We start from the raw sequence: 14,359 nt of genomic DNA, 5'->3' as shown, positions 1-14,359 counted from the left end.
CTCAGTGCGCATCGTCAACGAGCCCGTCGTGGGCCAGTCAAAGGAACGACATGACAGTTGCATCACCGGACTCCGGGTCCAAATTTCAGCTGACGCGCCTGAGGAAGGCGCGCTTGGCAACGTTCTTCGGCTTTTTCCAGCTCGGCGCCATGATCTTGGTGTGGTCGACGTCGACCTCACCCCTGCGTGAGCACCTGGGTTGGAGTGGAGAGGGCGGCGACAGCAATTTCGGATTGCTTGCGCTGTCGATCGGTATCGGCGCGACAGTGGGATGTTATGCCATCGGCCCATTCATCGACCGGTTCGGACCGAGAAACACGACGACCTTCACTCTCGTCCTCTATCCGTTGGTCTATATCCCGCTGGCCTTCCTCGGTGGCCTCGGTGCAGCAATGGTTTTCGGTGCCATCATCGGGCTTTTACGTGGAGCCGGTGACACCGCAATCAATGCCCACGGCGTCCAGGTCGAGCGTTACTACGGTCGCCCCATCATGTCGGCGTTCCACGCTGCGTACCCAGCTGGCGGTTTCTTTCTCGGCCTGGTCGGCAGTGCGCTGGCCCGACACTTCGTCGACAGCCCTGCAGTTCTGTACATCTCCACGGGCGTGATCATGTCGCTGCTCGGCCTTGCCTTCGGCAAGTGGATGCTCGCTCAAAGCGAGCTGCTGCCGGCGGACGCCGAGGTGAAGGCCGACGAGTCGATCGACAGGGAATCGACTGGACCCTCCAAGGCGACTGCGACCCTACTCATCATGATCGGTTTCGGCGTTCTGCTTCTCGGCTCTCAGCTGTCCGAAGGCGCAATCCTCGACTGGGGTCAGGAATTCGTCGTTCGCCACGTAGGCACCACCGTGGCAACCGCAGCTGCGGCCGTCACTGTTTACTCCGGCGCGCAGTTCGTCGGTCGGCTGTTCGGCGACCGTCTCGCCGAGGTCATCGGCTCACGCACGATGCTCGCGGGCAGTGGCGTCCTCGGCGCGGCGGGAGCACTGACGGCGATGTCGGCGGGCAACGCGACTATCGCCCTGGTCGGCTTCGGCATGATGGGGCTCGGACTCGCGTGCATGGCTCCGCTTATGCTGTCGTCCGCAGGTCGACGGGATCCCGCGAACGCTGGCCGCAACATTGGACTTGTGAATGCCCTGGGCTACGGCGGCATGCTCGCCGGGCCGGCGGCGATCACGGTGATCGTCGAGAAATTCGGAATCGGGTTCGTACCCATGCTCCCGGCCATCCTTCTGGTTCTTATCGCGATTTTCGGGCCAGTGCTGATGAAGACCGCGCCGAAATACCGTCGACGCGAAGCGGCGGCCGTCGAGACGGCCACGTCGAACTGACCTGTCGCTGCATACCTCAATGAAAGGTGTTCCGATGACCAAGGTTCTCTACCTGTACGGTGGCTGGCCCGGCCACTACCCCTACGAAATCGCCGATTGGGCTCGGGGTGTGTTCCAGGAGCTGCACTACGACGTCGAGGAGACGCAGGACATCTTCCGCCTCGACGGTGACCTGACGGGCTACGACCTGATCGTCCTCGGATGGAACAACGCGCTCACGACAGAGGATCTCAGCGACGCACAGGAAGACAGCTTGCTCGAGGCGGTCGAGGCGGGAACCGGAGTCGCGGCATGGCACGGTGCTGCAGCCGCCTTCCGGGCCAGCCTGAAGTACCACTTCCTGCTCGGCGGAAGCTTCATCGAACATCCGGCGGGCGAGGCTTATCCCCAGCCGTACACGGTCACGATCACCGATCGCGAACACTCCGTCACGGCAGGCGTATCCGATTTCCAGGTAGCGTCGGAGCAGTACTACATGCACGTCGACCCCAACAATCATGTTCTCGCCGAAACGGTATTTACCGGCGAGCACCTGCCGTGGCTGAACGGACTGACCAGTCCCGTTGCGTGGGTACGTGATTGGGGTAAAGGTCGCGTGTTCTATCACTCCGTCGGTCACGATCCGAGCAACCTGGACGACCCCGATGTTCGGCGGTTGACGAAGCAGGGTCTGCAGTACGCGGCCCGGCACTGATACACAAAAGGCTGATAGCACCATGACACTTACTTCACGACCCATCGACGCCTACGCCCCACTGCGCAACGGAGCTGTCGTCGATGCATCCAGCAGCCAGACGCTGACAGCAGACGTCGTCGTAATCGGTTCCGGGATGGGTGGATCCACGCTGGCATACGCCCTGCGTGATTCGGGACTGGACGTTCTCGTCGTCGAACGCGGCAAGTTTCTGCCGCGCGAGCCAGAGAACTCGATGCCCGAAGAAATGCACATCCACGGCCGCTACAAGACAGCAGAACCGTGGTTCGACGCTCGAACGGGCGAGCCGTTCAGCCCGGGTACGTACTACTGGGTCGGCGGCAACACCAAGTTCTACGGTGCCAGCCTTCCTCGGTTCCGCCGCGAGGATTTCGGGGAGATCATCCACCGCGACGGCACCTCGCCTGCTTGGCCGTTCAGCTACGACGAGCTCGAGCCGTTCTACACCGAAGCCGAGAAGCTGTTCCAGGTACACGGCAGTACCGACGAGGATCCGACGGAACCGACGCACTCCGAGCCGTACCCGCATGGACCGCTCGCGCACGAACCGACCATCGAACGCTTCTCGGATTCGCTGAAGAAGCAGGGCTTGCATCCGTTCCACACCCCGAACGGAATGAACCTCGACACCGAGGCGCAGCGTCGCGCGTCCACCGCGTCGGACGGCTGCCCGTCGGAATCGGACGTCAAGAGCGAGGCCGAAAACCGGGTTTTGCGACCGGCACTCGGGTCGAGGAACGTACGGCTGCTGATCGAAGCCAAGATCATGAAGCTCCTGACGTCAGCCGACGGCCGCACCGTCGTGGCAGCGGAAGCCGAGCTGCACGGTAAGAAGATTCGAATCGAAGCCAAGCAGTTCGTCGTCTCGGCAGGAGCGGTGAACACCGCTGCGCTGCTGCTTCGTTCGGCCAACGAGCAGCACGCGAACGGTCTCGGAAATTCCTCCGGACTGCTCGGCAGGAACTACATGGTGCACAACAGCACCTTCTTCGTCGCGATCGATCCGCGTCGTCGAAACAAGACGGCGTGGCAGAAAACCCTGGGTTTGAACGACTGGTACACAGCAGGACCCACGAACGAGTACCCGCTCGGGAACTTGCAGATGCTCGGCAAGCTGCAGGCGGCGATGATCAAGAATCAACGGCCATGGGCTCCGATGTGGGGCCTGAAGATGGCGACCGATCGCAGCCTGGACATCTACCTGACCACCGAAGACCTTCCCCGACTGGACAATCAGGTCACGGTCTCCGGCGACAAGATCCTCGTGCGCTGGCGTCCGAACAACGTCGATTCGCACACAGAACTCGTCAGGCGGGTCACCAAGGCGGTGCGCAAGTCGGGCTACCCGATCGTGCTCACGCAGCGCATGGGTATCGAGACCAACTCGCACATGTGCGGAACGGCTGTCGCAGGACATGATTCGGCGACCAGCGTGCTGAACGCGGATTGCCGTAGCCACGACGTGGACAACTTGTGGATGGTCGACGGGTCGTTCTTCCCGTCGTCGGCGGCACTGAATCCGGCGTTGACTATCGCAGCCAACGCGCTGCGGGTGGCGCCGAAGATTGCGGGCGCTGCGCGCTGACCCGCTACGAAAATGACTAGGGGCGGGGTCTTTCGGCCCCGCCCCTGCTCTTTTTCCCTCGACTATCGATCAGGGCAGCGCGCGTGCCACTACCCGCAAAGCGAGGGAGCGGATCGCGAAGTCACCAAATCCTGCGACGAGTTACTTGGAACCGCAATCCTGGATCCATGCGGATCCTTATGACCCGGTATCGGCGAGTCGGTCGATGACAGTGTCGAGTGCGGGGTGGGCGGGTTCGCGCCAGATCAGTTCGACGGGGGCCAGCAAGGGAGGAGTGAGAGGACGGACGACTATCCCGGACACGGGAACGTGCTCGGTCATGGCCGGGGCGACCGGAGCGACTCCGTGCCCCGAGGCGACGGAGCGCAGAACGGCTTCCGGAGCGTTGATGAGGTCAGGCTGGGTGACCACCTGATCGTGGCGGGACAGGCCTGAGGGCAGTAGATGGCCGACCATGTGGTCCCAGATGCCGAGGAACAGGTCGCGGGGAAACATCACGATGGTCTCGGCGGCAAGTTCGGCGACCGGAATCACTTCCCGTGTTGCGAGTCGGTGTCCGGCCGAAACGGCCAGATGGATAGGTACTTGGCGCAGGACGGTGCTCGCGAGGTCCAGGTTGTGCGTGGCGCGGATCCAGACGATGGCGGCGTCGATGCGGTCCTCTCGAACCGCGAGGATCGCGTCGCTGTCGGTGCTGGTTGCAATGGAGACTTGCAGGCCGGAGGCTTGCCCGGACAGGTGACGCAGGGGCTCGTCCAGGACGTGCTCCATGGCCGGCGCGATGCGCAGGGCGAGGTGCCGATGGCGGCCGTCGGCGCAGCGAACCTCGTTGCGGGCACGTTCGGCCCTCGCCAGGAGGACGTGGGCGTGCTCGAGTAGCACCTCCCCGGCAGGGGTGAGGACCACCTTGCGCGGGCTGCGTTCGAGCAGGGTGACGTGCAGGTCTCGTTCCAAGGCCTGAATCTGTTGAGACAGCGACGGTGCAGCGATGCGCAGCCTTCGGGCGGCTCGCCCGAAGTGCCGTTCCTCGGCCACGGCAACGAAGTACCGGAGCTGGCGGAGCTCCATGCCAGCAACGTTAGACCCTGGCTGACGCATAGAAGGAACTGCGTCCTGGTGGTGGCCGATCAGCACTGGAAAAGTGGGTTCTGCGTGGCCTCGCTCGCACTGTGTGTCGCGAAGTGAAACCCGCGCGGACAGGTCGAATTCTGCTATTGCACAACCTATTTGAGGAGGTTTGACGTGAAAGCTCTCGTTTACGAGGGGCCGCGCCGGGTCAGCGTCGAAGATGTGCCGGACGCGGAGATCGAACGGCCCACAGATGTACTGGTGCGGATCACCGCAACGAATATCTGTGGGTCGGACCTGCACATGTACGAGGGCAGGACCGATTTCGAGGTCGGCCGCTGGTTCGGCCACGAAAACCTCGGGGAAGTCGTCGAGGTGGGTAACGGTGTCGACAAGGTCAAGGTCGGTGAGCGGGTCGTTCTCCCGTTCAACGTGTCCTGCGGGTTCTGCAAGAACTGCGAGCGAGGTTTCACGAATTACTGTCTGACCACACAGCCCGAACCGCAGATGGCCGGTGCGGCGTACGGCTTCGCCGACATGGGTCCTTGGCAGGGCGGGCAAGCAGAGTTGCTGCGGGTGCCCTACGGCGATCACAACTGCCTGCGGTTGGGTGAGGACTCCACCGACAAGGAAAACGACTACGTGATGCTGGCGGACATCTTCCCGACCGGGTATCACGCCACCGAAATAGCAGGGGTGGTTCCTGGGGATTCCGTCGTCATCTACGGTGCCGGCCCGGTGGGACTCATGGCGGCCCTGTCAGCGACGATCAAGGGCGCCGGGAAGGTGATGGTGGTGGACCGCCACGCGGACCGGTTGAGGCTCGCCGAGGAAATCGGTGCCCTCCCCGTGGACGACTCGAAGGTCGACCCGGTCGAGTTCGTGCTGGACCAGACCATGGGTCTGGGTGCAGACCGCGGGTGCGAGTGTGTCGGGTACCAGGCGCACGACCCGCAGGGCACCGAACATCCGAACATGACGCTCAACGATCTGGTGAAGTCGGTTCGCTTCACCGGGGGTATCGGCGCAGTCGGCGTGTACGTACCGCAGGACCCCGGCGGTCCGGACGACTTGGCCAAGCGGGGCGAGGTGGCTTTCGACTACGGCCTGCACTGGTTCAAGGGCCAGACCATCGGCAGCGGGCAGTGTCCGGTGAAGAAGTACAACCGGCGACTACGCGACCTGATCGCCGGTGACAAAGCCAAGCCATCGTGGATCGTCTCGCACGATCTACCCCTGGACCAGGGGCCGGAGGCATATCAGCACTTCGACGCCCGGGACGACGGGTGGACCAAGGTCGTGCTGCACCCCGACGGGTCTCATCGTAAGCACCGAGCGGAGGAGACACGCTGAACCTCAGCTACGTCACGCCTACGGGCAGGGATAGGGGCGGCCCACCCGGACAGTCCACGACCACCTCACAGAACGGAACACAACATGGCAGAAGAGTTGCGCGGCAAGCGGATCGCAATATTGGCGGCCGACGGCGTCGAGCGCGTGGAGTTGGAACAACCGAGACAGGCTCTGCAGGATGCCGGCGCCGCGACCGTGCTGCTGTCCCTGCACGACGGCGAAATTCAGGCGCGTGACCACGATCTCGACGCAGCCGGCACATTTACGGTCGACGCTCTGATCGCGTCGGCTTCGGTGGAGGACTATGACGCCCTGCTGCTGCCCGGAGGCACTGTGAACCCGGACCAGTTGCGAGCCGACCCAGACGCAGTGGGCTTCGTGCGCGGGTTCGCGGCCACGGGCAAACCAATTGCCGCGATCTGCCACGGACCGTGGACATTGATCGAAGCCGGTGTCGTGGAAGGCCGCACGTTGACCTCGTTCCCGAGCATCCGAACCGACTTGCGCAATGCCGGCGCACGCGTCGTGGACGAAGAGGTGGTACGCGACGGGAACCTCCTCACCAGTCGCTCGCCCGATGATCTCCCGGCCTTCTGTGACGCAGCCGTTGAACTGTTCGGGCACTCCACACAGCCGGTCAGCTCATGAGCAACGTAGTGAGCAAGGCGGCGCAGGCCGGGTTGGGTGCAGCCAGTCAACTTGTCGGACAACTGCAACGCCGGCTCGGTGGTGAAACCACCGACGTCGGGGACGGCGAGCCGCGTTCGCGGTGGCGCAGCGTGACGATCGACAGGAGCCCGGACGAGGTCATGCCGAACGGCGTACTGCCCCAACCACTCGCAGCGCTCGGCGATCGTATCGAGGTGCAGGTCCGCGAAGCCGCGGGTGGGAAGGGCACCGAACTAGCCGCCCGGCTGCGTCAGCCCGAGCCCAGCGGCCTCGGCTCGGTCGCGGCGCGGGTGTCGGGTGACGACCCACGCCAACAGGTCCGGGCGGCGCTGCGCGAAGCGAAACAACTGATCGAAGTCGGTGAAGTGCTGCGGGTCGATCCGACCCCCCATTGCACCCGCACCGCCACCCCGACCGGCAAGCTCGTGGAACTCGCGACCCGGCGCTCGGGTGGGGAGGGAGTGTTGTGAAAGCGCTGTGCTGGACCGGCGTCGACGAGACCTCGGTGGAGACTGTCGACGACCCCGAAATTCTCAACGATAGAGACGTCATCCTGAAAGTCACGTTGTCGACGACCTGCGGATCCGATCTGCATCTGCTCGGTGGCTACATCCCGGGTATGCGGGCCGGGGACGTACTCGGTCACGAGTTCATGGGCGAGGTCGTCGAGGTAGGCTCGGCGGTCCGCAACCACCAGATCGGTGACCGCGTTGTGGTGTGCTCGTTCATTGCCTGCGGCCGATGCTGGTACTGCCGGCACGAGATGTTCTCGTTGTGCGACAACGGAAACCCTCACCCCGCGCTCACGGAAGGAATGTGGGGATCGGCGATCGGTGGCTGCTTTGCCTACAGTCACATGCTCGGCGGGTACGCAGGCAGCCACGCCGAGTACATTCGGGTGCCCTACGCCGACCAAGGCGCGTTCGCTGTGCCGGACGGCGTCTCGGACCTGGCGGCGCTGTTCGCCTCCGACGCAGCTCCCACCGGTTGGACCGGAGCCGACGGGGCCGGCATCACCCCCGGCGACACCGTCGCGGTGTGGGGTGCAGGCGGTGTCGGGCAAATGGCCGCGCGTGGCGCGATGCTCATGGGCGCCGAACAGGTCATCGTCATCGACCGTCTCCCCGAACGACTCGATCAGGTCGGGCGATACATCGGCGCCGAGACGTTGAACTACACCGACGACAACGTCGTGGTGGAGCTGAAGGAACGCACCGGTGGCCGTGGCCCGGACGTGGTGATCGAGGCAGTCGGAATGGAGGCTCACAGCACTGGGCCGGCGTATCTCTACGACCAGGTCAAGCAGCAACTGAGACTGCAGACAGACCGCCCCACTGCAGTCCGGGAGGCGATCTACGCATGCCGGAAGGGCGGGAGCTTGTTCGTCCTGGGAGTGTTCGGCGGCGTCGTCGACAAGTTTCCACTTGGCGCCGTCATGAACAAGGGAATGACCCTGCGGGGGGCGCAGCAGCATGGTCACCGGTACATCCCGGCAATTCTGCAGCATATCGCCGACGGCGAACTACACACCGAGCACCTTGCCACCCACATCATGCCCCTGGATCAGGGCCCGAAGGGTTACCGAATGTTCAAGGGTAAGACCGATGGTTGCGTCCGCGCTGTGTTTCAGCCGGGGGCCAGGTGAGGTGATCGGCTGTGCGCTACCGACGGTAGTGAATGCCTTATTCGAAGATGCGTTCACGCACGATCCACGAAAGATCCTGCAGGAGTTGGACGTGCCCGGTGGTCCACTGACGGGGCTGGCGGTCCCAGACGCAGAGCGTTCCGACGGCATGTCCGTCATCGTCGGCCAACGGGATGCCGAGGTAGGACACCATCAGCTCGCCGGTGACTGCGGCGTGGTCTTTGTATGCGTCGACGAGCCGAGCGTCTTCCACGACGACTGTGTCGCCGGCGTCGACGACGTATCTGCACATCGATAGTTCGAGTGGAATCTCGCGTGCACCGTTCAATTCCGACGGCAGCCCGAGTGCGCTCTTGAAGAATTGACGTTCGTCGGTCAACAGGGAGATCGCAGCCCCGGGCACCGACAACGCCTCCGACGCCATCGCGGCGAGCCGGTCGTATCGTGCGTCGACGTCGGTGTCGAGCAATCCGGTCGCCTCGACGGCCCGTAGTCGTTCGGGATCGGAGAGCGCGGTGCCAGCCGGCGGCGTGGGAACGGGCTCATCCGCACTGCTGTCGTAGTGGGCTTGGAGGTGGCGCAGCAGCTGCCCGACGTCGGAATTCTCGTCGGCCTTCAGTGCTTCGACCAGTCGTGTCACCACCGAACGGCGGATGAACGTGTCGACGCTTTCACCCGCTCGGTCGGCCTGTTCGGCAAGTAATTGGTTCAGTCGGTCGTCGAAGCCCGCCACTGACTGTGTCATCACGCCGATGGTACGCAAGTCTGGTTACCAGCCGGTGTGATCGCGAGAGACCGCGGTGGGGCGAGTTGCAATTCGACGCGAAATGGTTGCGGGCGAACGACGCGCGTTGTCTTCGGGAGTCATTCCTGCTCGTGCTCGAATGATTGTTCCCGCGTCTTCTCCAGGCGCTGCCGTTGCCGGATCCCGTAAGCCGCATCCGTGACGGCGTCATCGTCTTCGAGGCCTGAGCCGAGCGCCCCTCCGATGGTGGCGATCGATGCCAGTAGCCAGGCGAGGGTGAGATAGTCGGAGAAGTTCACCGCGTGCCCCACAGTGTTGGACAGCAAGTGTGGGGGAAGGGTGACACTGGCGGTGAAGAGCAGTAGGCAGAACAAGGCCACATGCAAGATTGCGACGCCGATGAGCAGGGTCACCACGGTCGCGGCGTTGTACAGCACGGATCGTTGTCGCTCTTGGGGCGCTTTGGGTCGCTCCCACAATTCGTGGTCGAGGACAAGCCACAGAACCATCGCTGCGATCGACAGCACGGTTGCCGCGCTCATCCGCCAAGGACCCATGGTGTCGGCGAACAACCAGATCGTGCTGGTGGCCAGTGCGAACGCGCCGGTGGCGAACGCGCCGACGAGTACCTTCGACAACCCGGTGACCAACCGCCACGGGCGATTCGCCCGGACCATTCCCGACAGCAGACGCAGCCGTCGTAGCCCCGAGGGCGCGAAGTAGCGTGTGCCGCCGTCGATCTGCTCCGATGGAAGTCGTCTGCTCGCATTCGGCGGCGCGAGGTTCGGTTCGTTCAGAGCGCGGGCGATCACCAGTTCGACGGCGTTCTCCACCCGGCTCTCGATGCGTACTCCGCCCACGGCTGCGACGGAGACGAGCGCGAACAGGTGGTCGGCGCTGACATCGGCGACCACCGGCACAGTGTCCTCGCGTCGAGGCAGGTCGGTGAGGTAGATGACGAGGTCTTCGCGCTCGGACGATGGTTCGACCGCGCCGACCACTTCGAACAAGGCGGCCTGCTCGTCCGAGAGATAGGGTTCGCTGCGCACATGCGTCGTCCATCGGCGCCTGCGACCATCGCGGCTTCTCAGTTGTTCCGGCAGGCGCTGTGCCACCCGGTGCGCCAGAGCCGTGGCTTTGCCCGGATCAGCGATCAGCAGCACCGAGACTTGCTCGTCCGCTGCACCGGTCTGTGATTGTTGGTTGTGTTCGTTCCCCGACACCCTGTCAGGCTAGCGGGTCGACCCCGCGACAGCAGCCGATTGCCCTGATGGATCGCCATTTTCGGCAATTACGCGGTGCGACAACGAACCAAAGCCCGGCAACGAACACCGCTTCGCGCGGTCAGCCCGTATGTCGAGCCGAAACCGCCACGGACAAGGAAACTTTCGTTCTTTCCTGACCCGGTGCCGTGAAGGCGCGGCGCGGGGTCGGTCCGTACCGTGCGGTCGTCTTCGTACGCGATCGTGCAGAGATTACGTGGCGATCGATCACCGCACGGTAGGCACCGAGGGGGCTGCCGCGCTCGTGAAGGAAATTCCGACGGCATCACCGGTACCGCGGCATCCCACCTCGCATTACCTCGGCCGCTTCCGCGGGACTCTGTGGTGTGTCACGCGTCGCAGTGATGCCCGACCCAGGCCGCGATGTCGATCGTGTGGGCGAGCTTCCTGCGTTCCAACGCGGTCTTGCCGCCCCAAATGCCATGTGTCTGATTGCTGACGAGTGCGTAGCGAAGACATTCCGTACGCACCGGGCATTGCCGACAGACCAGCTTCGTCTGCCGTTCGATCGATGCAACCGACGACCCGAGGGCGTCGGCGGCGGGGAAGAACATACTCACGGGCATGGATCTGCACGACGCATGCATCTGCCATTCCCAGCAGCACGCGCAGGGCGGGGGCAGCCGAACAGCCGAATCGTGTCGCACCGTCGACCCACTTTCTAGTTTCTAACTCAGTTGAATCCGACGAAAAATGCTGTTCGTCGGCGACAGCTACCCCGGTCGTCCAGCCCCATGAGACTCGACGACCGGGAAGCGCCGCGCTTCGCGTCAGACCGGTGCGCCTGCGACAGCGCGAGACTCCTCGATCTCGTCGGGAACTGCGGCTGCGTCGCTCTCGGCGTCGGGAGACGGTGGGCCGAAGTGTGCGTACTTCTCGATGTGCTGGTCGAGGCTCAACGGACTAGGCGTGCCGTAGGTGAAGTATGTCTCCCAGGGCAGAGCAGCGCCGCCGACGGCCAAGCCGGTATCGATGTCCGACATCTGCCAGGTCTTCGTTTCGGCATCGGGTTCGAGGTGCAGGTAGCCGGCCTCGCCGAACAGTTCGATGCGGTTTCCACCCGGCTCGAACACGTACAGGAACTGGCCCTGCGTGATGCCGTGCTTGTCCGGCCCGGCCTCGATGCGGATGTCGTAATCTCGGAACATTTCGACTGCGTCCGAATTGTGTTGGCCGGTGCCGTAATAGAACGCGACGTGGTGCATCTTTCCGCGGCCTCCGGTCATGTCACGCATGCAGGCGACTTCGTGGCCGAGGATATTGGAACTCATCCAGGCACCGATCTCGACGTCCCCGTCCACGACGCGTTCGGTAGTTCGGAAACCGAGATGACTCTCGAAAGAGTTCTTGACGGCGGTGACGTCGGATGCCATCAGATTGAGGTGGTCTATCCGCTTGACCGGAACGCCCTGCAGAGGCTTCTTCGACTTGCGCGTGAGGATCTTGCTTTTCAGTTCGGGCGGGGCGACATACGTCTCGGCTTCCCAGAGCAGCTGCAGGTTGTGGCCGTCGGGCGACTTGTACTCGAATGTCTTGCCGTAGCCGAACTCGTCCTCGCTCCACACCCCTTCGACGTTGCCCTGTTTCAGCGATTCCGCGCGCCGATTCAGTGATTCGGGCGAGCTGGTGCGCAGAGCGGCGTGGCCCATACCTGCTTCGGGCGACTCGGTGATCTTGAGGCTCCACTGGTACGGGTCTTCGTAGCCGCGGAGATAGGCGGACTGGCCTTCCTTGCGGGTGACGTACATCCCGAGGAACTTCGTGAAGAAGTCCAGAGTCTCCTGCGGTTTCGGGCTGAAGAGTTCTACCCGGGCGAGGTGGGCGATCTCATGGCGTGAATCGTTGTCGCTCATCGGTTCTCCTGCATGTCCGTGATTGGTGATGCCTCGAGCATGGACAGCCGAAATGTCCCGAGTCACGTCCGTTCGGAATGCCCGAACAGTGACACCCTCGAACGCCGACGGCGTCCGCGCCTGCCGGATCGCAGCCCACCGCCTCCGCACTGTTCCTAGCGTCGGGGCATGACTTTCACGCCGCACAGGAAAGGCCGCTCATGAGTCGATTGACAGCTGCGATAGTCGGGTCCGGCAACATCGGGACCGATCTGATGTACAAACTGCTGCGTTCACAGCACATCGAACCGCGCTACATGGTGGGCATCGATCCCGCGAGTGACGGCCTGTCACGAGCACGCGACGAGGGACTCGAAGCGTCGGCTGGCGGAGTCGACTGGCTCCTGGCCCGCCCTGAGCTGCCCGATATCGTCTTCGAAGCCACGTCCGCGGCGGTGCACAGCGCTGCGGCGCCGAGGTACGCCGAGGCGGGAATCCGTGCAATCGATCTGACGCCCGCGTCCGTCGGCCCGTACGTCGTGCCTGCAGTCAATCTGCACCAGCACCTGGATGCACCCAATCTCAACATGGTCAGCTGCGCCGGCCAGGCGACGATACCGATCCTCTACGCCATCAACGAAGTCGCCGACGCGCCGTACGGCGAGATCGTCGCCGCCATCGCGTCCAAATCTGCTGGACCCGGTACCCGACAGAACCTCAGCGAGTTCAGCGAGAAGACCGGTCGCGCACTGGCTTCGGTCGCGGGGGTCCCCAGCGCCAAGGCAATCTCGGTGGTGAATCCGGCTGAGCCACCGATGAACATGCGCGACACGGTCTACGCCAAGGTGCGCAATCCCGACAGCGACGCGATCGAGCGCGCGGTCGTCGACATGGTTGCCCGCGTCCAGGAATACGTGCCGGGGTACTCGCTCCGCCTCGTGGATGTCGACGGCGAACTCGTCACCGTGATGCTCGAAGTAGTCGGAGCGGGCGACTACTTGCCCACGTACGCAGGCAACTTGGATATCATCACGGCCGCAGCAGTACAGGTCGCCGACGTGATCGGCCAACGGTCGGCCCTGGTCGAAGGAGTAGCGCGATGAACAACAGGATCACACTCGTGGACACCACGCTTCGCGACGGAATGTCAAGCGTGTCACACCGATTCACTACACAGAACGTTGCCGACATCGCACGGGGACTTGCTCGTGCGGGCATACCCACCATCGAAGTGGCTCACGGCATCGGTTTGGGAGCATCGTCCATTCAGTACGGCTATGCCGCCGCGACCGATCCCGAGTACGTCGCCGCCGCGGTCGCCGCGGCACCCGATGCTCACATCGCCGTGCTGTACGTGCCGGGTATCGCGACGCTCGCGGGGCTACAGGGCGCGATCGACGCCGGCATCGACACCGTGCGAGTTGCCGTTCATTGCACCGAGGCGGACTGCGGACAGCAACCCATCGAATGGGCCGCAGAGCGTGGGTTGACGGTGATGACGTTTCTCATGATGAGCCACAAGCTGTCACCCGAGGCGCTGGCCGAACAAGCGATCAAGCTCGAATCCTACGGTGCAGACGTGATCTACGTCGTCGACTCGGCCGGCGCCATGGTTCCCGCGCAAGCAGGCGCGCGTGTGGCACGGTTGCGCGATGCCGTGGGTACCGACATCGGGTTCCATGCGCACAACAACCTCGGGGTGGGAATCGCCAACGCGCTCACGGCTGCTGAGAACGGAGCCACCTTCATCGACGGGTCCTTGCGTGGGCTCGGCGCAAGCGCCGGCAACGCTCAAACCGAGGTTCTCGCAGCGGCTTTCGAGCGTGCCGGGTGGGAGACGAACGTCGATCTCTTCCCACTGATCGATACCGCCGAGAACACGGTCGCGCCGCTGATGTCCGAACCGCAGATCGTCGACGAGACCGCACTGGTCCTGGGATACGCAGGGGTCTACTCCACGTTCTTCCATCCCACCAAGCGAGCGGCGAAGAAGTTCGGCGTCCCGGCCAGGGACATCCTCCTCGAGCTGGGGCGCCGCGGCGTCATCGGTGGCCAGGAGGACATGATCGTCGACGTCGCCGCCGAGCTGGCCGGTCGCACCTCTCACGTCCCCACAGGAGTCTGACC

At 63.8% G+C, this 14,359-nt stretch carries 14 protein-coding genes; 9 read left to right on the top strand and 5 right to left on the bottom strand.

The features are described 5' to 3' along the window. Positions 1–50 precede the first annotated feature (50 nt). Genes DK926_RS24285 through DK926_RS24275 form a run of 3 tightly spaced genes read left to right on the top strand, consistent with a single transcriptional unit; the run spans position 51 to position 3,637 of the window. Complete coding sequence (locus DK926_RS24285; protein WP_114332528.1) at positions 51–1,337, top strand: MFS transporter; 1,287 nt, start codon at positions 51–53, stop codon at positions 1,335–1,337. 34 nt (positions 1,338–1,371) lie between these two features. Beyond that, positions 1,372–2,031: a ThuA domain-containing protein gene (locus DK926_RS24280; protein ID WP_114332553.1), complete on the top strand. Its 660-nt coding sequence runs from the start codon at positions 1,372–1,374 to the stop codon at positions 2,029–2,031. A 22-nt stretch (positions 2,032–2,053) separates the two neighbouring features. Beyond that, complete coding sequence (locus DK926_RS24275; RefSeq protein ID WP_114332527.1) at positions 2,054–3,637, top strand: GMC family oxidoreductase; 1,584 nt, start codon at positions 2,054–2,056, stop codon at positions 3,635–3,637. Between the two features lie 177 nt (positions 3,638–3,814). On the opposite strand, the gene DK926_RS24270 is transcribed toward DK926_RS24275, so the two are convergent. Continuing rightward, entirely contained in the window at positions 3,815–4,705 is an 891-nt protein-coding gene (locus DK926_RS24270) for a LysR family transcriptional regulator (protein ID WP_165839662.1), read from the bottom strand. A gap of 174 nt (positions 4,706–4,879) precedes the next feature. Between DK926_RS24270 and DK926_RS24265 the strand changes: the two genes are divergently transcribed. The 4 genes from DK926_RS24265 to DK926_RS24250 all read left to right on the top strand — a co-directional run bounded on the left by DK926_RS24265 (position 4,880) and on the right by DK926_RS24250 (position 8,372). Next, a complete protein-coding gene (locus DK926_RS24265; protein WP_114332525.1) occupies positions 4,880–6,058 on the top strand; it encodes a glutathione-independent formaldehyde dehydrogenase in 1,179 nt (392 codons plus the stop codon). Between the two features lie 84 nt (positions 6,059–6,142). Further along, positions 6,143–6,706, top strand: coding sequence for a type 1 glutamine amidotransferase domain-containing protein (locus DK926_RS24260; protein ID WP_114332524.1), 564 nt, complete (start codon positions 6,143–6,145; stop codon positions 6,704–6,706). After that, the gene (locus DK926_RS24255) at positions 6,703–7,197 is read left to right on the top strand and encodes a hypothetical protein (protein ID WP_114332523.1); all 495 of its coding nucleotides are present in this window, start codon (positions 6,703–6,705) and stop codon (positions 7,195–7,197) included. The genes DK926_RS24260 and DK926_RS24255 overlap by 4 nt, the downstream gene beginning before the upstream one ends. Then, on the top strand, positions 7,194–8,372 hold the full coding sequence (locus DK926_RS24250; protein WP_114332522.1) for a zinc-dependent alcohol dehydrogenase: 1,179 nt from the start codon (positions 7,194–7,196) through the stop codon (positions 8,370–8,372). The genes DK926_RS24255 and DK926_RS24250 overlap by 4 nt, the downstream gene beginning before the upstream one ends. A gap of 37 nt (positions 8,373–8,409) precedes the next feature. On the opposite strand, the gene DK926_RS24245 is transcribed toward DK926_RS24250, so the two are convergent. The 4 genes from DK926_RS24245 to DK926_RS24230 form a co-directional block, all read right to left on the bottom strand. Beyond that, the gene (locus tag DK926_RS24245; RefSeq protein ID WP_114332521.1) at positions 8,410–9,117 is read right to left on the bottom strand and encodes a GAF domain-containing protein; all 708 of its coding nucleotides are present in this window, start codon (positions 9,115–9,117) and stop codon (positions 8,410–8,412) included. Positions 9,118–9,236: 119 nt separating this feature from the next. Further along, the gene (locus tag DK926_RS24240) at positions 9,237–10,340 is read right to left on the bottom strand and encodes a hypothetical protein (RefSeq protein WP_114332520.1); all 1,104 of its coding nucleotides are present in this window, start codon (positions 10,338–10,340) and stop codon (positions 9,237–9,239) included. Between the two features lie 389 nt (positions 10,341–10,729). Next, positions 10,730–10,987, bottom strand: coding sequence for a WhiB family transcriptional regulator (locus tag DK926_RS24235; RefSeq protein ID WP_114332552.1), 258 nt, complete (start codon positions 10,985–10,987; stop codon positions 10,730–10,732). Between the two features lie 183 nt (positions 10,988–11,170). Beyond that, entirely contained in the window at positions 11,171–12,253 is a 1,083-nt protein-coding gene (locus DK926_RS24230; RefSeq protein ID WP_114332519.1) for a VOC family protein, read from the bottom strand. A 200-nt stretch (positions 12,254–12,453) separates the two neighbouring features. On the opposite strand from DK926_RS24230, the gene DK926_RS24225 reads away from it, so the two are divergent. Continuing rightward, positions 12,454–13,335: an acetaldehyde dehydrogenase (acetylating) gene (locus tag DK926_RS24225; RefSeq protein WP_114332518.1), complete on the top strand. Its 882-nt coding sequence runs from the start codon at positions 12,454–12,456 to the stop codon at positions 13,333–13,335. After that, positions 13,332–14,357 carry a 4-hydroxy-2-oxovalerate aldolase gene (dmpG, locus tag DK926_RS24220; protein WP_114332517.1) on the top strand — a complete coding sequence of 342 codons (1,026 nt, stop codon included), beginning with the start codon at positions 13,332–13,334 and terminating at the stop codon, positions 14,355–14,357. Before DK926_RS24225 ends, dmpG begins: the two co-directional genes overlap by 4 nt. The last annotated feature ends 2 nt before the right edge of the window (positions 14,358–14,359 follow it).

The sequence above is a fragment of the Rhodococcus sp. Eu-32 genome, assembly GCF_003336925.1.
GTDB classification, from domain to species: Bacteria; Actinomycetota; Actinomycetes; order Mycobacteriales; family Mycobacteriaceae; genus Rhodococcoides; species Rhodococcoides kyotonensis_B.
Note: the sequence above shows the minus strand (reverse complement) of the source record. Positions and strands in the feature narration are given on the sequence as shown.

What these genes read in the sequence shown, in the direction of transcription:
- DK926_RS24255 (WP_114332523.1), top strand. Translation starts at nt 6,703, where the DNA reads ATGAGCAACGTAGTGAGCAAGGCGGCGCAGGCCGGGTTGGGTGCAGCC.
- DK926_RS24230 (WP_114332519.1), bottom strand. Translation starts at nt 12,253, where the DNA reads ATGAGCGACAACGATTCACGCCATGAGATCGCCCACCTCGCCCGGGTA.
- DK926_RS24260 (WP_114332524.1), top strand. Translation starts at nt 6,143, where the DNA reads ATGGCAGAAGAGTTGCGCGGCAAGCGGATCGCAATATTGGCGGCCGAC.
- DK926_RS24280 (WP_114332553.1), top strand. Translation starts at nt 1,372, where the DNA reads ATGACCAAGGTTCTCTACCTGTACGGTGGCTGGCCCGGCCACTACCCC.
- DK926_RS24225 (WP_114332518.1), top strand. Translation starts at nt 12,454, where the DNA reads ATGAGTCGATTGACAGCTGCGATAGTCGGGTCCGGCAACATCGGGACC.
- DK926_RS24285 (WP_114332528.1), top strand. Translation starts at nt 51, where the DNA reads ATGACAGTTGCATCACCGGACTCCGGGTCCAAATTTCAGCTGACGCGC.
- DK926_RS24235 (WP_114332552.1), bottom strand. Translation starts at nt 10,987, where the DNA reads ATGCATGCGTCGTGCAGATCCATGCCCGTGAGTATGTTCTTCCCCGCC.
- DK926_RS24275 (WP_114332527.1), top strand. Translation starts at nt 2,054, where the DNA reads ATGACACTTACTTCACGACCCATCGACGCCTACGCCCCACTGCGCAAC.
- dmpG (WP_114332517.1), top strand. Translation starts at nt 13,332, where the DNA reads ATGAACAACAGGATCACACTCGTGGACACCACGCTTCGCGACGGAATG.
- DK926_RS24245 (WP_114332521.1), bottom strand. Translation starts at nt 9,117, where the DNA reads ATGACACAGTCAGTGGCGGGCTTCGACGACCGACTGAACCAATTACTT.
- DK926_RS24270 (WP_165839662.1), bottom strand. Translation starts at nt 4,705, where the DNA reads ATGGAGCTCCGCCAGCTCCGGTACTTCGTTGCCGTGGCCGAGGAACGG.